The 13,592-nt window shown below is 64.7% G+C and carries 10 protein-coding genes; 6 read left to right on the forward strand and 4 right to left on the reverse strand.

All coding sequences use genetic code 11. The annotated features are described in order from the left end of the window. Window positions 1-151: 151 nt before the first annotated feature. On the reverse strand, window positions 152-1,324 hold the full coding sequence (locus ACUYMZ_RS04590; protein WP_426005930.1) for a PucR family transcriptional regulator: 1,173 nt from the start codon (window positions 1,322-1,324) through the stop codon (window positions 152-154). A gap of 162 nt (window positions 1,325-1,486) precedes the next feature. Here ACUYMZ_RS04590 and ACUYMZ_RS04595 point away from each other — a divergent pair, with 162 nt between their 5' ends. The 5 genes from ACUYMZ_RS04595 to ACUYMZ_RS04615 are packed head-to-tail and all read left to right on the forward strand — an operon-like array spanning window position 1,487 to window position 8,821. Further along, window positions 1,487-2,821 (forward strand): MFS transporter, encoded by a 1,335-nt coding sequence (locus ACUYMZ_RS04595; protein ID WP_481602247.1) that lies wholly within the window; start codon window positions 1,487-1,489, stop codon window positions 2,819-2,821. After that, window positions 2,818-4,434 carry a thiamine pyrophosphate-dependent enzyme gene (locus ACUYMZ_RS04600; protein WP_481602248.1) on the forward strand — a complete coding sequence of 539 codons (1,617 nt, stop codon included), beginning with the start codon at window positions 2,818-2,820 and terminating at the stop codon, window positions 4,432-4,434. Before ACUYMZ_RS04595 ends, ACUYMZ_RS04600 begins: the two co-directional genes overlap by 4 nt. 15 nt (window positions 4,435-4,449) lie before the next feature. Further along, window positions 4,450-5,847 carry an aldehyde dehydrogenase family protein gene (locus ACUYMZ_RS04605; RefSeq protein ID WP_481602249.1) on the forward strand — a complete coding sequence of 466 codons (1,398 nt, stop codon included), beginning with the start codon at window positions 4,450-4,452 and terminating at the stop codon, window positions 5,845-5,847. A gap of 8 nt (window positions 5,848-5,855) precedes the next feature. Then, window positions 5,856-7,556, forward strand: a complete 1,701-nt coding sequence (locus tag ACUYMZ_RS04610) for an amidohydrolase (RefSeq protein ID WP_481602250.1) — start codon at window positions 5,856-5,858, stop codon at window positions 7,554-7,556. Between the two features lie 8 nt (window positions 7,557-7,564). Next, window positions 7,565-8,821 carry a M20 family metallo-hydrolase gene (locus ACUYMZ_RS04615; RefSeq protein WP_481602251.1) on the forward strand — a complete coding sequence of 419 codons (1,257 nt, stop codon included), beginning with the start codon at window positions 7,565-7,567 and terminating at the stop codon, window positions 8,819-8,821. 74 nt (window positions 8,822-8,895) lie between these two features. Here the strand turns inward: ACUYMZ_RS04615 and ACUYMZ_RS04620 are convergent, their stop codons facing one another. Continuing rightward, the gene (locus tag ACUYMZ_RS04620; protein ID WP_481602252.1) at window positions 8,896-10,557 is read right to left on the reverse strand and encodes an MSCRAMM family protein; all 1,662 of its coding nucleotides are present in this window, start codon (window positions 10,555-10,557) and stop codon (window positions 8,896-8,898) included. 361 nt (window positions 10,558-10,918) lie between these two features. Next, on the reverse strand, window positions 10,919-11,641 hold the full coding sequence (locus ACUYMZ_RS04625) for a hypothetical protein (RefSeq protein WP_481602253.1): 723 nt from the start codon (window positions 11,639-11,641) through the stop codon (window positions 10,919-10,921). 78 nt (window positions 11,642-11,719) lie between these two features. Here ACUYMZ_RS04625 and ACUYMZ_RS04630 point away from each other — a divergent pair, with 78 nt between their 5' ends. Then, the gene (locus ACUYMZ_RS04630; protein WP_426005940.1) at window positions 11,720-12,313 is read left to right on the forward strand and encodes a YdeI/OmpD-associated family protein; all 594 of its coding nucleotides are present in this window, start codon (window positions 11,720-11,722) and stop codon (window positions 12,311-12,313) included. Window positions 12,314-12,357: 44 nt separating this feature from the next. Here ACUYMZ_RS04630 and ACUYMZ_RS04635 read toward each other — a convergent pair whose 3' ends face one another. Beyond that, a complete protein-coding gene (locus ACUYMZ_RS04635; protein ID WP_481602254.1) occupies window positions 12,358-13,545 on the reverse strand; it encodes a glycoside hydrolase family 76 protein in 1,188 nt (395 codons plus the stop codon). Between the last annotated feature and the right edge of the window lie 47 nt (window positions 13,546-13,592).

Raw genomic sequence — 13,592 nt, forward strand, 5'->3', positions numbered from 1 at the left:
TCTCCGGATGGGGTGCGGGGACGAGTGTCCGTTGCAAGGTAGCTACAACTATTCTGTGTTGCCGATCACAGCTTCAATGGCATAAATCCCAGCAAAAGGCGATACGGAATGTGAAAACACACATCGCCCGTGCCCTTGCCCGTGACCCGAACTAGGCCCAGGCAACCACCAGGCGCGCTGCCTGCACGGGAACGGCCAGGTCGATCCCGGTCAGTTCCTGGAAGCGGTTGAGCCGGTTGAGGATGGTGTTGCGGTGGCAGAACAACTGCTCTGAGGTCAGAGTGACATTGCCGGTGGTCAGGTAGTTTCGCACAGTTTCCAGAAGACGCTCGCGCTCGCCGCCCTTGCACTCGGCGAGGGCTTCCTCCAGTTCCGCGGCGAGGTCCAGCCCTGCGTCCTGGAGGTTTTGCCGGGCCAATCTGGCCCAGGCTGCATCGGCCGAGAGCGGACCGGCGTCGCGGGGACGGAGCAAAGCGGCGAGCGTTTCGGCTGTCCGGGCCGCCGCGGGCAAGGCGCGCAGTCCGAGGACCTCTGATACGTAGCCGCAGGGGACTGTCGAGAGTGCGGCTGGAAGGGTGTTGTTGGATGCGGCGCCGCGGGTTCGGACCGACGGAAGCGGCCAGAAGACGTAGGTGTTGCCGCCGGATTCGTGAAGGAACAGCCGGGGCCGTGCCGTGCCGGCGTGGGTGACGGCGGACCGCAGCTGCGCTCCGGGCTCACCACTAGCCGCCACCAGGGCGAAGCGTGAGTCCGGATTGAGGCCCAGCGCGGAGGCAACTTGGGCCGAAGTTTCCAGTGACGGCGTGCTCTGGTTGAAGAGTCTGGCGATGAACTCGCGCTGGATGCTGGACTCTTCCTGGGCCATGCGCACCCGTTCGGTGAGGTAGCTGGTGTGGGTCCGGGTGGCGAATTCGTCAACTACCTTCCAAACCTGGTCCACCCTGGAAGCGAGCAGCATGGCGTCCTCGGGCTTCGCGATTTCCAGCAACTCGGCCCACAGGATGCTGAAGTCCAGCCGAACAGCGGAGGTCAGCGATTCCGGAGGAATGCCGGCCCGTGCGCGCTTGGACCCCAGGTCGGAAGCGAAGTCCAGCAGTCCGTCCTGGCTGGTGGGATCCCCGCCCTTGAGTCCACGGATCAGGCGCCGGAAGGTTTCGCGTGCCGTCTCGGTGATCTCCTGGACGGTAACTTGGCTTTCGCCGTACTCGGGGATTTCCCGGACACGGGTGGTGAACGCGCGCGCCAGCCCGTCCAGGCGGCCTTCCAGCTGTTCCACCAGCGCACTCCAGCGAACGTTGTGCCCCGAGGTCTCGACATTGTGCATTCACACATTCTAACGCCCTATTTGCGTGATGTATCGCTAGTTATTTTGGGAAAAACTACTGGCACTATGGAATAAGTCACTGTGGAGTGAACCCCCTCACAAGCTATCCACACCATCGTCCCGGATCCCAATATCCGGTCCGTTCGCACTTTTGGAGCATCAATGGCAAGCACCGTCAGCGGAGCCACGGGCGTCAGCCCCTCGGCAGATCGCGTCATCGACGAAAGCGTCACCAAGAAGGTGGCTTTGGCCGCCCTGGTTGGCACGGCGCTGGAATGGTACGACTTCTTCCTTTTCACCACGGCTGCTGCCTTGGTGTTCAACGCCCAGTTCTTCGTCTCGCAGGATCCGTTCGTCGCCGCCATGGGTTCCTTCGCCACTTTGGCTGTGGGCTTCGTTGCCCGCCCCATAGGTGGCTTCATCTTCGGTGCCTTGGGAGACAAGGTGGGCCGCAAGAAGATCCTGATGGTCACCATCGTCGGGATCGGCATTGTCACCGGCATGATCGGCCTCCTGCCCAACTACATGAGCATCGGCATGGCCGCTCCGGTTCTCCTGGTACTCCTGCGCATCATCCAAGGCCTTGCCGTGGGCGGTGAGTGGAGCGGTGCGGTGATTATCGCCGTCGAGAATGCTCCCGTGGCCAAGCGTGCGCGCTATGCCGCGCTCCCGCAGGTCGGTTCCCCGATCGGCACCATCCTTTCCTCCGGCGGCTTCTTCGGCATGCTCTACCTGGTGGGGCAGACCAACTTTGACGCCTGGGGCTGGCGTATCCCGTTCATCGCCGCCATCCCCCTGCTGGCCGTCTCCCTGTGGATCCGCAGCAAGCTCAGTGAATCACCCGAGTTCGAGGCCCTCATGGAATCCGGCGAAACCGAGCACGCCCCCATCCGCGGAGTGCTGAAGAACAGCTGGCGCCAAATCCTGGTGGGCATGTGCTCGGCCCTCCTGGGTATCGGCGGCTTCTACCTCATCACCAGCTTTGTGGTGTTCTACGGCACCAAGGTCCTCAAGCTCCCCTCCGAACTCCTGCTGCTCGGCAGCCTCCTGACCGCTGCCTTGGAAATCGGTGCCCTCATCTGGGCCGGCCGCCTGGGTGAGAAGTTCGGCGCCAGCAAGGTCATCCTCTGGGGTGGCGTAGCCTCTGCTGCCATTGCGGTTCCCGTCTTCCTGGCCATCGACAGCCGCAACCCGTTCCTTGTGGTCATCGGCATGATGATCGGCGTGGCCGTGCTGTCCATTCCGTACGCGGTCTCCGGCACGGCACTAACCGCCCTGTTCGCCACCAAGGTGCGCTACACCGGCGTCGCCATCACTTCCAATACCGCAGGCGTGATCTCTGGCTTCGTCCCGTTGATCGCTACCGCGCTGGTGGCAGCCAACGGCAACTCGTACTGGCCCGGCGCCATCATCCTGCTCGTGGTCTCGGCGCTGACCGCACTGTCCGGCCTGTTCCTCCCCGCCCTCTCCATCAAGGAAGAAGGAATGAAGCATTGAGCACCACCACCGCCGGCCACCTCATTGTCGGCCAACTGGAACGGGCCGGCGTCAAGCGCGTCTACACCGTTCCTGGCGAAAGTTTCCTTGATGTCCTCGACGGCCTGCACGGTTCGCCCATCACCAACGTGGTGGCCCGGCAGGAAGGCGGCGCAGGATTCATGGCCCTCGCGGAGGGCCGTCTGACCGAGCTTCCCGGAGTTGCCATGGTGACCCGTGGACCGGGCGCCGCCAACGCCTTCATCGCCGTCCACACCGCGCACCAGGACGCCACTCCGCTGATCCTGTTCGTCGGCTTGATTCCGGTGGCCGACCGTGGCCGCGAGTCGTTCCAGGAATTCGACATCAATGCCTGGTTCGGCAGCACTGCCAAGAAGGTGGTGACCCTCGACGACGCCGCATCCGCTGCCCGTGTGGTGGACGATGCTATCTTCACCGCCCTCAGCGGCCGCCCCGGCCCGGTGGTGATCGGCCTCCCGGAAGATGTGCTGGTGCACGTCGTGGAAGACGCCACCGTGGAACCCCGCACGGTGGCGCGGTCCACTCCCGCAGCCGCGGACCTTGCCACTTTGAAGCAGAAGCTGGACAAGGCACGCAAGCCCCTGATCGTCGTCGGCGGCGAAGGCTGGACGCAGGAGTCCGGTGGGCAGTTGGCCGCCTGGGCCAGCCGCCACAGCGTTCCGGTGCTGGCGGACTTCCGCGCGTACGACGCCGTTCCGCACCGCAGCGACGCCTACGCCGGCTTTCTGGGGTACGGACGCAGCGACGCCAATGCCCAGCGGTTGGACGACGCGGACCTCCTGGTCTTCGTGGGCTGCGTCCGCGGCGATGTCCTCTCCGATGGCTACAAGCGCGGGCTCAACGCGGAGACGGTGGTGGTCAACGCCGATGCCAACCTCCTGGGCCACTTCGGCCGCGTGGACCAACACATCGTTGCCGACGTCACCGCATTTGCCACAGCGCTGCCCACTGATGCGGGCGGCGACCGCGAGGCCGGTTGGTTCGCCACTGCCCGTGCCGACCACCTCGCCTTCTCCACACCCCGGCCCGACGGCGGCATCGGCGTTGACTTGGGCGTCGCCATGGAAGTCCTCAAGAAAGAGATGGACGACGACGCCGTCCTCACTTTCGGTGCGGGGAACCACGCCCTGTGGCCCGCACGGTACCTGAAGCACAACTCCGCCAATTCCCTTGCAGCACCGCGCAACGGAGCCATGGGCATGGGCATTCCGGCGGCAGTTGCAGCCTCCCTCGCGTTCCCGGGCCGCCAAGTCATCTCCGTTGCCGGCGACGGGTGCTTCATGATGAACGGCCAGGAAATCGCAACGGCCATGGGCTACGGAGCGCAGTTCATTGTGTTGGTGGTGGACAACGGCATCTTCGCCACCATCCGCGAGCACCAGGAAGCGCACTACCCGGACCGCCCGTCCGGAACCCATATGACCAACCCGGACTTCGCTGCGCTGGCCCGCTCCTACGGGGGCTACGGGGAGCGGGTGGACCGCACAGAAGACTTCGCGGCCGCGTTCCGCCGTGCCGCAGATTCAGGCTTGCCCGCCCTGCTGCACCTTCCCCAGGACTCCGCTACCCGCTCGCCCAAAACGTCCAACTAAGAGTCAGGACCCCACGTGATCCAGCTTCAGAACATCATCAACGGCGAGTCCGTGCCCTCAGTGGATACCTTGCCCTTCTTCGACCCCGCGACGGGTCAGCAGATCGGCACCGCCCCGGACAGCGACGCCGCCACGGTCGATTCCGCCTTCCAAGCCGCGGCCGCGGCTTTCAAGAGCTACAAGCGCACGACGCCGGGAACGCGCCAGTCGCTGCTGTTGCAGCTCGCGGACCTCGTCGAGGCCAACGTTTACCGCTTGCTTGAGGCCGAAGTGGCCTGCACCGGCAAGCCTGCTGCGCTGACCAAGGAGCTGGAAATCCTGCGCGGTGCCGACCAATTGCGTTTCTTCGCCGGAGCCTGCCGGGTGGTTTCCGGAACGGCCCAGACGGAATACGTGGAGGGGTTCTCATCCACCATCCGTCGTGAGCCGATTGGCGTGGTGGCACAAATTACGCCGTGGAACTACCCGTTCATGATGGCAATCTGGAAGATCGGTCCCGCCCTTGCGGCAGGAAATACCTTGGTCCTCAAACCGGCCGACACCACCCCGTGGTCCACCGTGGTCCTGGCCGAGCTGGCTCAGCAGGTCTACCCGGTTGGCGTGGTCAACGTGGTGTGCGGCGGCCGTGAAGCCGGGGCTGCGATGGTGGACCACGATATCCCGGAAATGGTCTCCATCACCGGCTCCACCCGGGCCGGGGCGCAGGTCATGTCCGCGGCCTCCAAGACGCTCAAGGATGTCCACTTGGAGCTCGGCGGAAAGGCGCCCGCCGTGGTGTTTGCCGACGTCGATATCCAACGGACCGCCCGGGAAATCGCACTGGCAGCCTTCTTCAACGCCGGCCAGGACTGCACAGCCGTTACCCGCGTGCTGGTCCAGGAAGAGATCCACGCCGAGTTTGCCTCGGCTTTGGCCGATGCTGCCTCGGCGCTGAAGGTCGGAACGGACCTCGGCCCGCTCAACAGTGCTGCCCAGCTGGAACGCGTGGAGGGCTTTATGTCCCGGCTCCCTGCCAACGCGCAGGTCCTGGCCGGCGGCAAGCGCACCGGTACCGGGTACTTCTTTGAACCCACGGTGATCGACGGCGTTTTCCAGACCGACGAGGTGGTGTGCGAGGAGATCTTTGGCCCCGTGCTCACGGTCCAGCCTTTCACCACCGAAGAGGAAGCGCTTGAACTGGCCAATGGCACCAAGTATGCCCTGGCCTCCAGCGTGTGGTCCGAGAATCACGGGGTGGTGACGCGCGTTTCCACAGAACTCGACTTCGGCGCTGTATGGATCAACTGCCACCAGGTCATCCCTGCCGAAGCTCCACACGGCGGTTTCAAACACTCGGGCACGGGCAAGGACCTCTCCGTTTATGGCCTCGAGGATTACACCCGCATCAAGTCCGTCACCACGTCGCACCGCTAGAACGCGCCATGAAACTCGATCTTCTCCTGCGCAACGCAGACATCATCACCATGGATCCCGACCGCCCATCGGCCAGCTCGCTGGGCATCTGGAAGGGCCGAATAGTTGGCCTGGACGAGGAGCTTTCCGGGCTCGACGCCGCTGACGTACTGGACCTCGGTGGCGCGACGGTAACCCCCGGGTTCATCGACGCGCACTGCCACACCACCTGGTTCGGGCTGGGCCTGGCGGAGCTGGATGTGTCCGGGGCACGTGGTTTGGCGGAGCTGTATGGACTGCTGTCAGATGCCACGGCTCAAGGTGATGGCTGGCTGTTCGCCACCGGCTTCAGCCAGACCCAGCACGGCGGTTCCTTCCCGGATATCGCCGAGCTGGACCGCATCACAGGGGAACGGCCGCTGTTCATGCGCCACAACTCCGGGCATATGGCCGTGGTCAACACCGCCGCACTGCGGCTGGCAGGTGCCGAATCGCCGTCGTTCCCCGATCCCGACGGCGGAGCGATAGTCCGCGACGCAGCGGGACGTCCCACGGGACTCGTCCAGGAGACGGCCCAGGAATTGATCCAGCAGCTGATCCTGCCGTACTCGCTGGAGGACATCGAGGCAGCCTTGGAGCGGGCAACGCTGTACTACGCCGCCGAGGGAATCACGAGTTTCACCGAAGCCGGTGTGGGCGGTGGATGGATCGGGCACAGCCCGGCCGAGCTCGCCGCGTACCAGCGGGCGTCCGCCAATGGCCGATTGCACGCCCGTGCCCAGGTGATGCCGGTGCTGGATGTGCTGCACGGCCTGGATGGGCATAGCGCCGACAGCGCCGGGGTGGCTCCTGCTGGATTGGACCTTGGGGTCTTCAGCGGATTCGGGGATGAGTACTTGTCCCTCGGGCCAGCCAAGGTCTTCCTTGATGGATCATTGTTGGGCGAGACCGCGGCTGTGAGCCATGAGTTCTGCAGCCACGGCCAGAAGGACAACCGCGGCAACGTCGGTTACTTCCAAGCGGACCCGGCCCAGTTGCGGGAACGCATCGAGGCAGCGTACGCCGCGGGGTGGTCCATCGCGGCGCATGCCATTGGGGACAGGGCCATCGATTTAGCGCTGGACATCCTCGCCGAATGTCAAGCCACCTACGGTCCGCGACGCGTGCCCAACAGGATCGAGCACGCGTCCATGACCCGGCCCGAGCAGCTCTCCAGGCTTGCGGAAGCCGGGATCGCCGTCACTCCGCAGGCGAGCTTCTTCCGCGACGGCGGCGATGGCATGACGGCTTCCCTTGGTCCCGAGCGCCTTTCCTGGGCCTATCGGGCGGCCAGCTTCCTCGATGCCGGGGTTGTCCTGGCAGGCAGTTCCGACCGGCCCGTGGCCGACGGGAACGTCCTGCGCGGGATGCAGGCGTTCGTGGACCGGAAGACAGCTTCAGGCGCGGTGTTCGGCAATCCGGACGAGCGGCTCACCGCGCTGCAGGCGTTGGCCGCCTACACCAGCGGAGCGGCCTCAGCCACGGGCACGCTGGCGGACAAGGGGTCGCTCACGCAGGGCAAGCTCGCGGACTTCACCGTCCTCTCCGCCTCTCCCTTGGATGCGCCGGACATCAGCCAACTGCGTGTCCTGGCCACCGCCGTCGGAGGCCACTTCACGTACCAATCGACAGACCTCCACGCTGCGCCGGCGGCCCTCGTTCCTGCCGGCCAATCCCACAAGAGCAATTAGGGGAGACCATGATAAACACCACCAGCTTCACGGCCCAGGACAACGCCTTCGTCCAGGACTTCCGCACCATGAGCGCCTTCGGGGCCACGGACAACGGCGGCGTGGACCGCCAGGCCGCCACGATCCCCGACGGCGAACAACGCCGCTGGCTCACCGGTCTCCTTGAGGAACACGGCTTTTCGGTCAGGTTCGACCGCGCCGGCAACCAGTGGGGCCTCTACGAAGCCGTTCCCGGTGCTCCGTTCGTCGTGGTCGGCTCGCACATGGACTCCCAGCCGACCGCGGGACGTTACGACGGCGCTTACGGCGTCCTCGCTGCCGCCCACGCCGCGTTCCGCCTGGTTGAGCGCTGGGCAGCCGGCGCCGAGGCACCCAAGTTCAACCTCGCCGTCGTCAATTGGTTCAACGAAGAAGGCAGCCGCTTCAAGCCGTCCATGATGGGCTCGTCCGTCTATACGGGGAAGCTGGACTTGGAAGAGGCGCTTAACACCAAGGATGCCGACGGTGTTTCCGTATGTGAGGCGCTGGACGCCATTGGCTGCCGAGGTGACTTTGAAGGGCCGGAAGCTGCTTTCTGCGCCGAGATCCACATTGAGCAGGGCCGCAGCATGGAGCGCGAAGGCGTCACCATTGGCTTGGTCCACTCGAACTGGGCGGCCAACAAGTACGAATTCGTGGTGCACGGCGAGCAAGCCCACACCGGCTCGACCGTCATCGCCGACCGCAAGGATGCCCTCCTGGGTGCGTCCATGCTGGTGGTCGCGGCCCGCGAACTCGCTGATAAGTTCCCGGGTGTCCTGCACACTTCGGTGGGCCAGCTCAACGTCTACCCGAACTCGCCGGTTGTGGTGCCGTCCCGCGTGAACTTGCTGCTGGACCTGCGCAGCGCCGACGAGGCAGTGCTGGCCGAAGCGGATGCCCTGCTGCACTCGCGCATCAGGGAGATCGAGCGACTGGCCAACGTTTCCGTGGAGCAGCACCATTCGCACTCCTGGGCTGTCACGCCGTACCAGCCCGAGGGAGTGGAGCTCGCCGCCAAGGTGGCCGCGGACCTTGGCCTGAGCAACAAGGAAGTCATGACCCTGGCCGGGCACGACTCCACCAACATGAAGGACCTTGTTCCCACGGTGATGCTGTTCGTGCCCAGCGTCGACGGAATTTCACATAACGAGCACGAATACACCACGGATGAGGACATCGTGGCCGGGCTCGCCATGCTCACCGAGGTGGTCAGCCGGCTGTGCAACGGAGCTTTGGCGGACTGAAGCCGTACCCACAGCAGCTGCCCCCGCCAAGGGCAGGGGCAGCTGTTGTTTTTCGTGTACCGACAACGAAGGATTTACTGCGGGATGGCCACGTTGGCCGGGTGGTCGCCTACCTTCTTGTCATCGTAGGCCGCGCCGCCGAGGCCGCACAGCTGGGCGGCAGTGAAGCCTGCCGGAGCCGTACCCAGCGAGGTGAGCGGCACGCCGTCCACCGTCACGGTGCTCGGATACAGCGAGTTGTCTGCGGACTTGCAGACCAGCACGATGATCTTGAAGTCACGCGGATCCACGAAGGTCAGGGAAACCGTTGCCCCGGCCGTCACTGTTGCACGCTGGTCCGCGGCCGTGTCATAGCCGGCGGGCGTCGTGGTTTCAACAACCCAGTACTCGCCCGCGAGGATGTCCGTGAACGAGCAATCGCCGCTGGCGTTGGTGGTGCAGGTGAGGCCTGTGGTCGTGTCCTCCGCGCCGCGCGGTGCCGTCAGCGGGGCGGCGTTGTTGAACAGGGTAAAGACAGCACCGGCCAGTGATGCTCCGCTGCCTGTTCCGTCATCCCGCTTATGGACATTGATGACGCCCTTGGCCGTGTTCGTGTAGGTGCAGTCCACCGTTCCCTGGAACCCAAGGACGATGTTCACTGTGGCACCGTTCCGGCTGGTGGAGGTACCGGCTCCGGAGGACGTGCATTGCAGGTCCGTCAGCGTCCAGCCCGAGGGCAGGGTGCTTTCCGTGACGCTGTAGTTGCCGGCCTGGACGGAGGTGCCGTAGTCCTGCGTTCCGCCGTTGCTCAGGTTGAACGTCGACGGAGTCAGTCCGCCTGTGGTGGTGTAGCCGAACGATGCGTCGCCGCCCACTGTTACCTTATGGATCTTGATGGAGCCACACTTGCTGAAGTTCAGCGGTACCGGAGCGATGAAATCCTTCAGGGCGGCCGTGAAGGAGTCGGAGGACCGGCTCTTCAGGTAGGCGCCGCTGAAGGTTTCGCAGGAGCCGGCCGGGATGATGCCGGCGTCGGTCAGGTTGATGGCAGCTTCACCGAAGGTTCGTGCACTCAGGTTGCGCGGAGCATTCGGTGCGATGGGGTCAACCACGGCCACAGTGTTGATGGAACCCTCGAAGTTGCCGGTCAGAGGCTGGACAGGGCCCCAGCACGGAGTGGTATTGGCCGAGTCACACGCCGCCTTTCCACCGGTCGTCATCCAGCGGTGGTAGCCCAGCACAGGGTTCGTACCGCCCTGGGACAGATCGTACTTGATGAGCACATCGCCGGCGGTTCGTACTGGAGTGACACCGTTGGCCGACAGCACGCTGCTCTTGTTGAACTCGAAGTCCATGTTGGTGGTGCCGGTCGGTTCCTGGACACGCTCCCACGCCAGATAGGCGTAGTCGTCACCATTGGCTTCGGTCTTCAAGTGGGCGTAGAAGCGGAGCAGATCGCTCTTGTTGTTCGGGATGGAGCCGTCAACAATGGCCGGAACTTCAGTATCTTCCTTGGTGCCTTGGCCGAACGAGTTGTCCGTTTGGCCGGTGGGCAGATCGATACCACATCCGGAAACGGGAGCTACACAGCTGATGGACGCGTTGGCCCAGTCCTGTGTTTCGTCGTTGAGGACCAGGTTGCCGTCGGCCGCATCAAACGGGCTTCCGGGCAGGTTGGCTTGGGCTGCGGTTGCGGAGAGCACTAAAGCCAGACAGGCTGCTGCTGCCCCGATCGAGGTAATCTTCTTGTTTCTCATTGGGATGCCTGAATTCGCTTGAAATCCATACGGGCCGGACGGGTTTATCCGGTGCCGCGACATTCCCCCGGGTTTTTGGGCAGCCCGTTGGCTCGAGCTGCTTCCGTCGGTATTGGTTACCGCCCCTGAGACCGTGGGGCGATGGAGCCGCCGTGTACGTGCCAGCGGCTGCGAAGATGCTTAAAGCATGCGAGTGAGCGCAGGTACAGGGAAACGAAAACCCCTAAGGCGGGCTTTCACGTGCCGGTCCCAGATGCCGGAGATTTTGTCCCGGCTGAGCCCCGGGGCGCATGTACTGCCTTCCCCCAATCGATCCCAGCACTTGATATTAAGCTCAGGGTCAGTCAAAGACAATGACTTTTTATTGCCCCGTCAGCCCGGGTTTCCGCTCCACGACGATCGAAGCCGGTGCCGAGCCACCCACGGCATCCGGGTTGGCGACATAGAGCACTCCGTCGCCCATCCTCGCGTCGATTCCCGCATCGGTGAGCCGGTCAAGCAGCGGTTCCAGCCCGCCGTCGTACTCAAAAGCCAGTTCCCCGGATCCGGCGGTTGCTCCGTGAACAACCCGCAGGATGCCGCCGTTCTTGGTGGTGAAGGTCACTGAGTCGTCATCTGCGGTCCGTGGCCGCGCGCCAATATTGCGCAGTTCCTGCGCGGAATCGTCGACGGCGGGACTCACCCAGGTGGCTACTACCGTGATGGCGGGGTCGGCTTTGTCCGACGTGGCCCATGTACCGTCCTCGGCGCGCTTGGCCGGATCAGCCAGGAAGGAGAAGCCGTCGCGCGCAGTGACTTGCACGGTTTCTCCGTGCGCGGCTTCCGTCATATCGGCGATGGTCCCGTCTTCCCGGGTACGTCGGGCGAACTCGGCCAGCACTCCGACCTCCACGCCAAACCGGGTGGTTCCGTCCTGTGGCTCCGGCTGCTGGTGCGCCACGCGGTGCAGCGCAAGGCGGCCGGAGCCGGCGTCGAACTCCCACCAGTCATGGTCCGCAACGGTGTTCGCCAGGCCCAGTGCCGTCAACAACTGGGTCCACTTCTCCGGCCGGGACGTGAAATGGATGGGGCGTGCTCGCAGCATGGGTCCTCCTGGGTGGTTCCGAGGCGTGCTTGCGCACAAGCCTATGCCGTGGGGGCCGATTCACAGCAGAATGGGGCCATGCCTGTTGAGCTTGAAGAATTGACGGTCAAGGACGCTGCGGAGTGGCGGCAATGGTTGTCCAACAATGCTGCGGTCAGCCCCGGGGTTTGGCTTGTCCTCCACAAGAAGGGCGGCAACGTCACGGAGCTGGACTACGCCGCTGCCCTGGATGAGGCCTTGTGCTTTGGGTGGATCGATGGCCAGACGAAAAGCCGCGACGCCCAGTGCTATGTGCAGCGCATGACGCCGCGAGGCCCCCGCAGCATGTGGTCGCTGCGGAACGTCGGCCACATAGCCCGACTGGAGGAGGCTGGAAAGATGACTGAGGCGGGGCGCGCCGTCGTGGAGGCTGCCAAGGCCGACGGCCGCTGGGAAGCCGCTTACGCCGGGCCTGCCGATTCCGTGGTTCCCGACGACCTCGCCGCCGCTATCGCCGCCGTGCCCGAGGCGCAGGCCATGTTCGATGTCCTGACATCCCAGAACCGCTTCGCCCTCATCCTCCGCACCAACGCGGTGAAGGGAGCCGACACCCGCGCACGCAAGATCGCCGGCTTTGTGGAGATGCTGGCCAGGCATGAGGCACCGTACCCCCAGCGCAAAAAACCCAACTAAGTCGCATTAGTGCGCGTTTTGAGCCCTCAAAACGCGCACAGCTGCTACTTAGTTGGGATCGGCGCGTTACTTGGGATCGTCGCGGCCGCCTCAAGGACCATCCACGCCTGGAGTTGGGTGGAAAGTTCGACGGCGGCACCTGCCGGATACGTCTCAGCCGCCGGCCGCAGGGGATCGTAGGAGAAAACAAGCCGCGGACGGGATGCGGGTCCGTCGCCGGCGTCGGTGCGGCCGGACCACAGCGCGTCCGCAGTAGCTGCCACGAGGTTGCGGGCGGTAGCGCGGGTGTCCTCCGGCAGCCGTTCGTCGCGTGCGGCAAGGGCCAGGTACCGGACGAGGATGCCGGTGAAAAGACCGCCGTCGCCGGTGCCGTCACCCCGGATGATGCCGGTCCCTCGCACAGTCAGCTCGCGGGCGGTTGCGCTTATCAGCCGGGCAGCGCGTTCCAGGTTGCCTGTTCCGCCCAGCTCAAGCAGGGCACCAAGGACCGGTCCCTGGTTGTAGGTGTATACGGCTTCCTCAAGGAATGCCTGGCCGTCGCGGATACGCAGCCCGTCCATGTAGAGGCCGCGTTCTGCATGCAGCAGCCTGGTGTTCAGCCATTCCACCAAGGCCTGGCTTTTGGCCACGTTCCCGGTCCTGGCGTAGTAGAGGGCCACCGGGGCCGTTGCCGGGGTGTTCTTGAAGTCCCGTGCGGTGCTCCAGAACGTGCCACCGCCAAGCTCGTCCGTGGACGCCGAGTCAAACTGCGCTGTGAGGGACTTCCGCACGTACGCGTTGCGCCTGCGGCCCGGCTTTTTCGCCTCCCTTGCGAGCGACTCCAGGCGCAGGGTCGCGAGCGCCAGCCAGGCCATGTCGTCGTAGTAGTGATTGATGAAGCGGAAAAGGTTGCGGATCCGGATGGTGGTGACCAGCCGGGAAGCCAGCCTTCCTGCGCTGGGGCGGGAGCCGCCGTCGAACTTCACACCCGAGGCCAGTTCCCTGCGGCCTGCATCCACCAGGCAGTCAACATAGTGCGCCTGCCACCAGTAATGCCAGGGAGCTGCCAGGCTGCGGAGGCTACCGGCGGAGGGGAGCGTGACGGTGCCGAGGTGGGTTCCGGGGATGAACAACAGCCGCCTGCCGAAAGCCCGGGTAACTGAGCGGGCGGCCTGGTTGGCGCGGTCGGCGGCGTCCGGCGCCGGCAGGTTCGATGCCGCGAGCTGGTCTGCAGGGTTCTGGTCGGCAGGCATGGGACCAGCCTATCGGGAGGTCCAGGGTGCGCTGGATCACAATTCCA

The sequence above is a fragment of the Arthrobacter sp. T572 genome (assembly GCF_056780115.1).

Bases quoted from the DNA above. Each gene is read 5' to 3' on its own strand.
- ACUYMZ_RS04610 (WP_481602250.1), top strand. From the start codon at position 5,856: ATGAAACTCGATCTTCTCCTGCGCAACGCAGACATCATCACCATGGAT.
- ACUYMZ_RS04590 (WP_426005930.1), bottom strand. From the start codon at position 1,324: ATGCACAATGTCGAGACCTCGGGGCACAACGTTCGCTGGAGTGCGCTG.
- ACUYMZ_RS04630 (WP_426005940.1), top strand. From the start codon at position 11,720: ATGCCTGTTGAGCTTGAAGAATTGACGGTCAAGGACGCTGCGGAGTGG.
- ACUYMZ_RS04615 (WP_481602251.1), top strand. From the start codon at position 7,565: ATGATAAACACCACCAGCTTCACGGCCCAGGACAACGCCTTCGTCCAG.
- ACUYMZ_RS04625 (WP_481602253.1), bottom strand. From the start codon at position 11,641: ATGCTGCGAGCACGCCCCATCCATTTCACGTCCCGGCCGGAGAAGTGG.
- ACUYMZ_RS04595 (WP_481602247.1), top strand. From the start codon at position 1,487: ATGGCAAGCACCGTCAGCGGAGCCACGGGCGTCAGCCCCTCGGCAGAT.
- ACUYMZ_RS04620 (WP_481602252.1), bottom strand. From the start codon at position 10,557: ATGAGAAACAAGAAGATTACCTCGATCGGGGCAGCAGCAGCCTGTCTG.
- ACUYMZ_RS04635 (WP_481602254.1), bottom strand. From the start codon at position 13,545: ATGCCTGCCGACCAGAACCCTGCAGACCAGCTCGCGGCATCGAACCTG.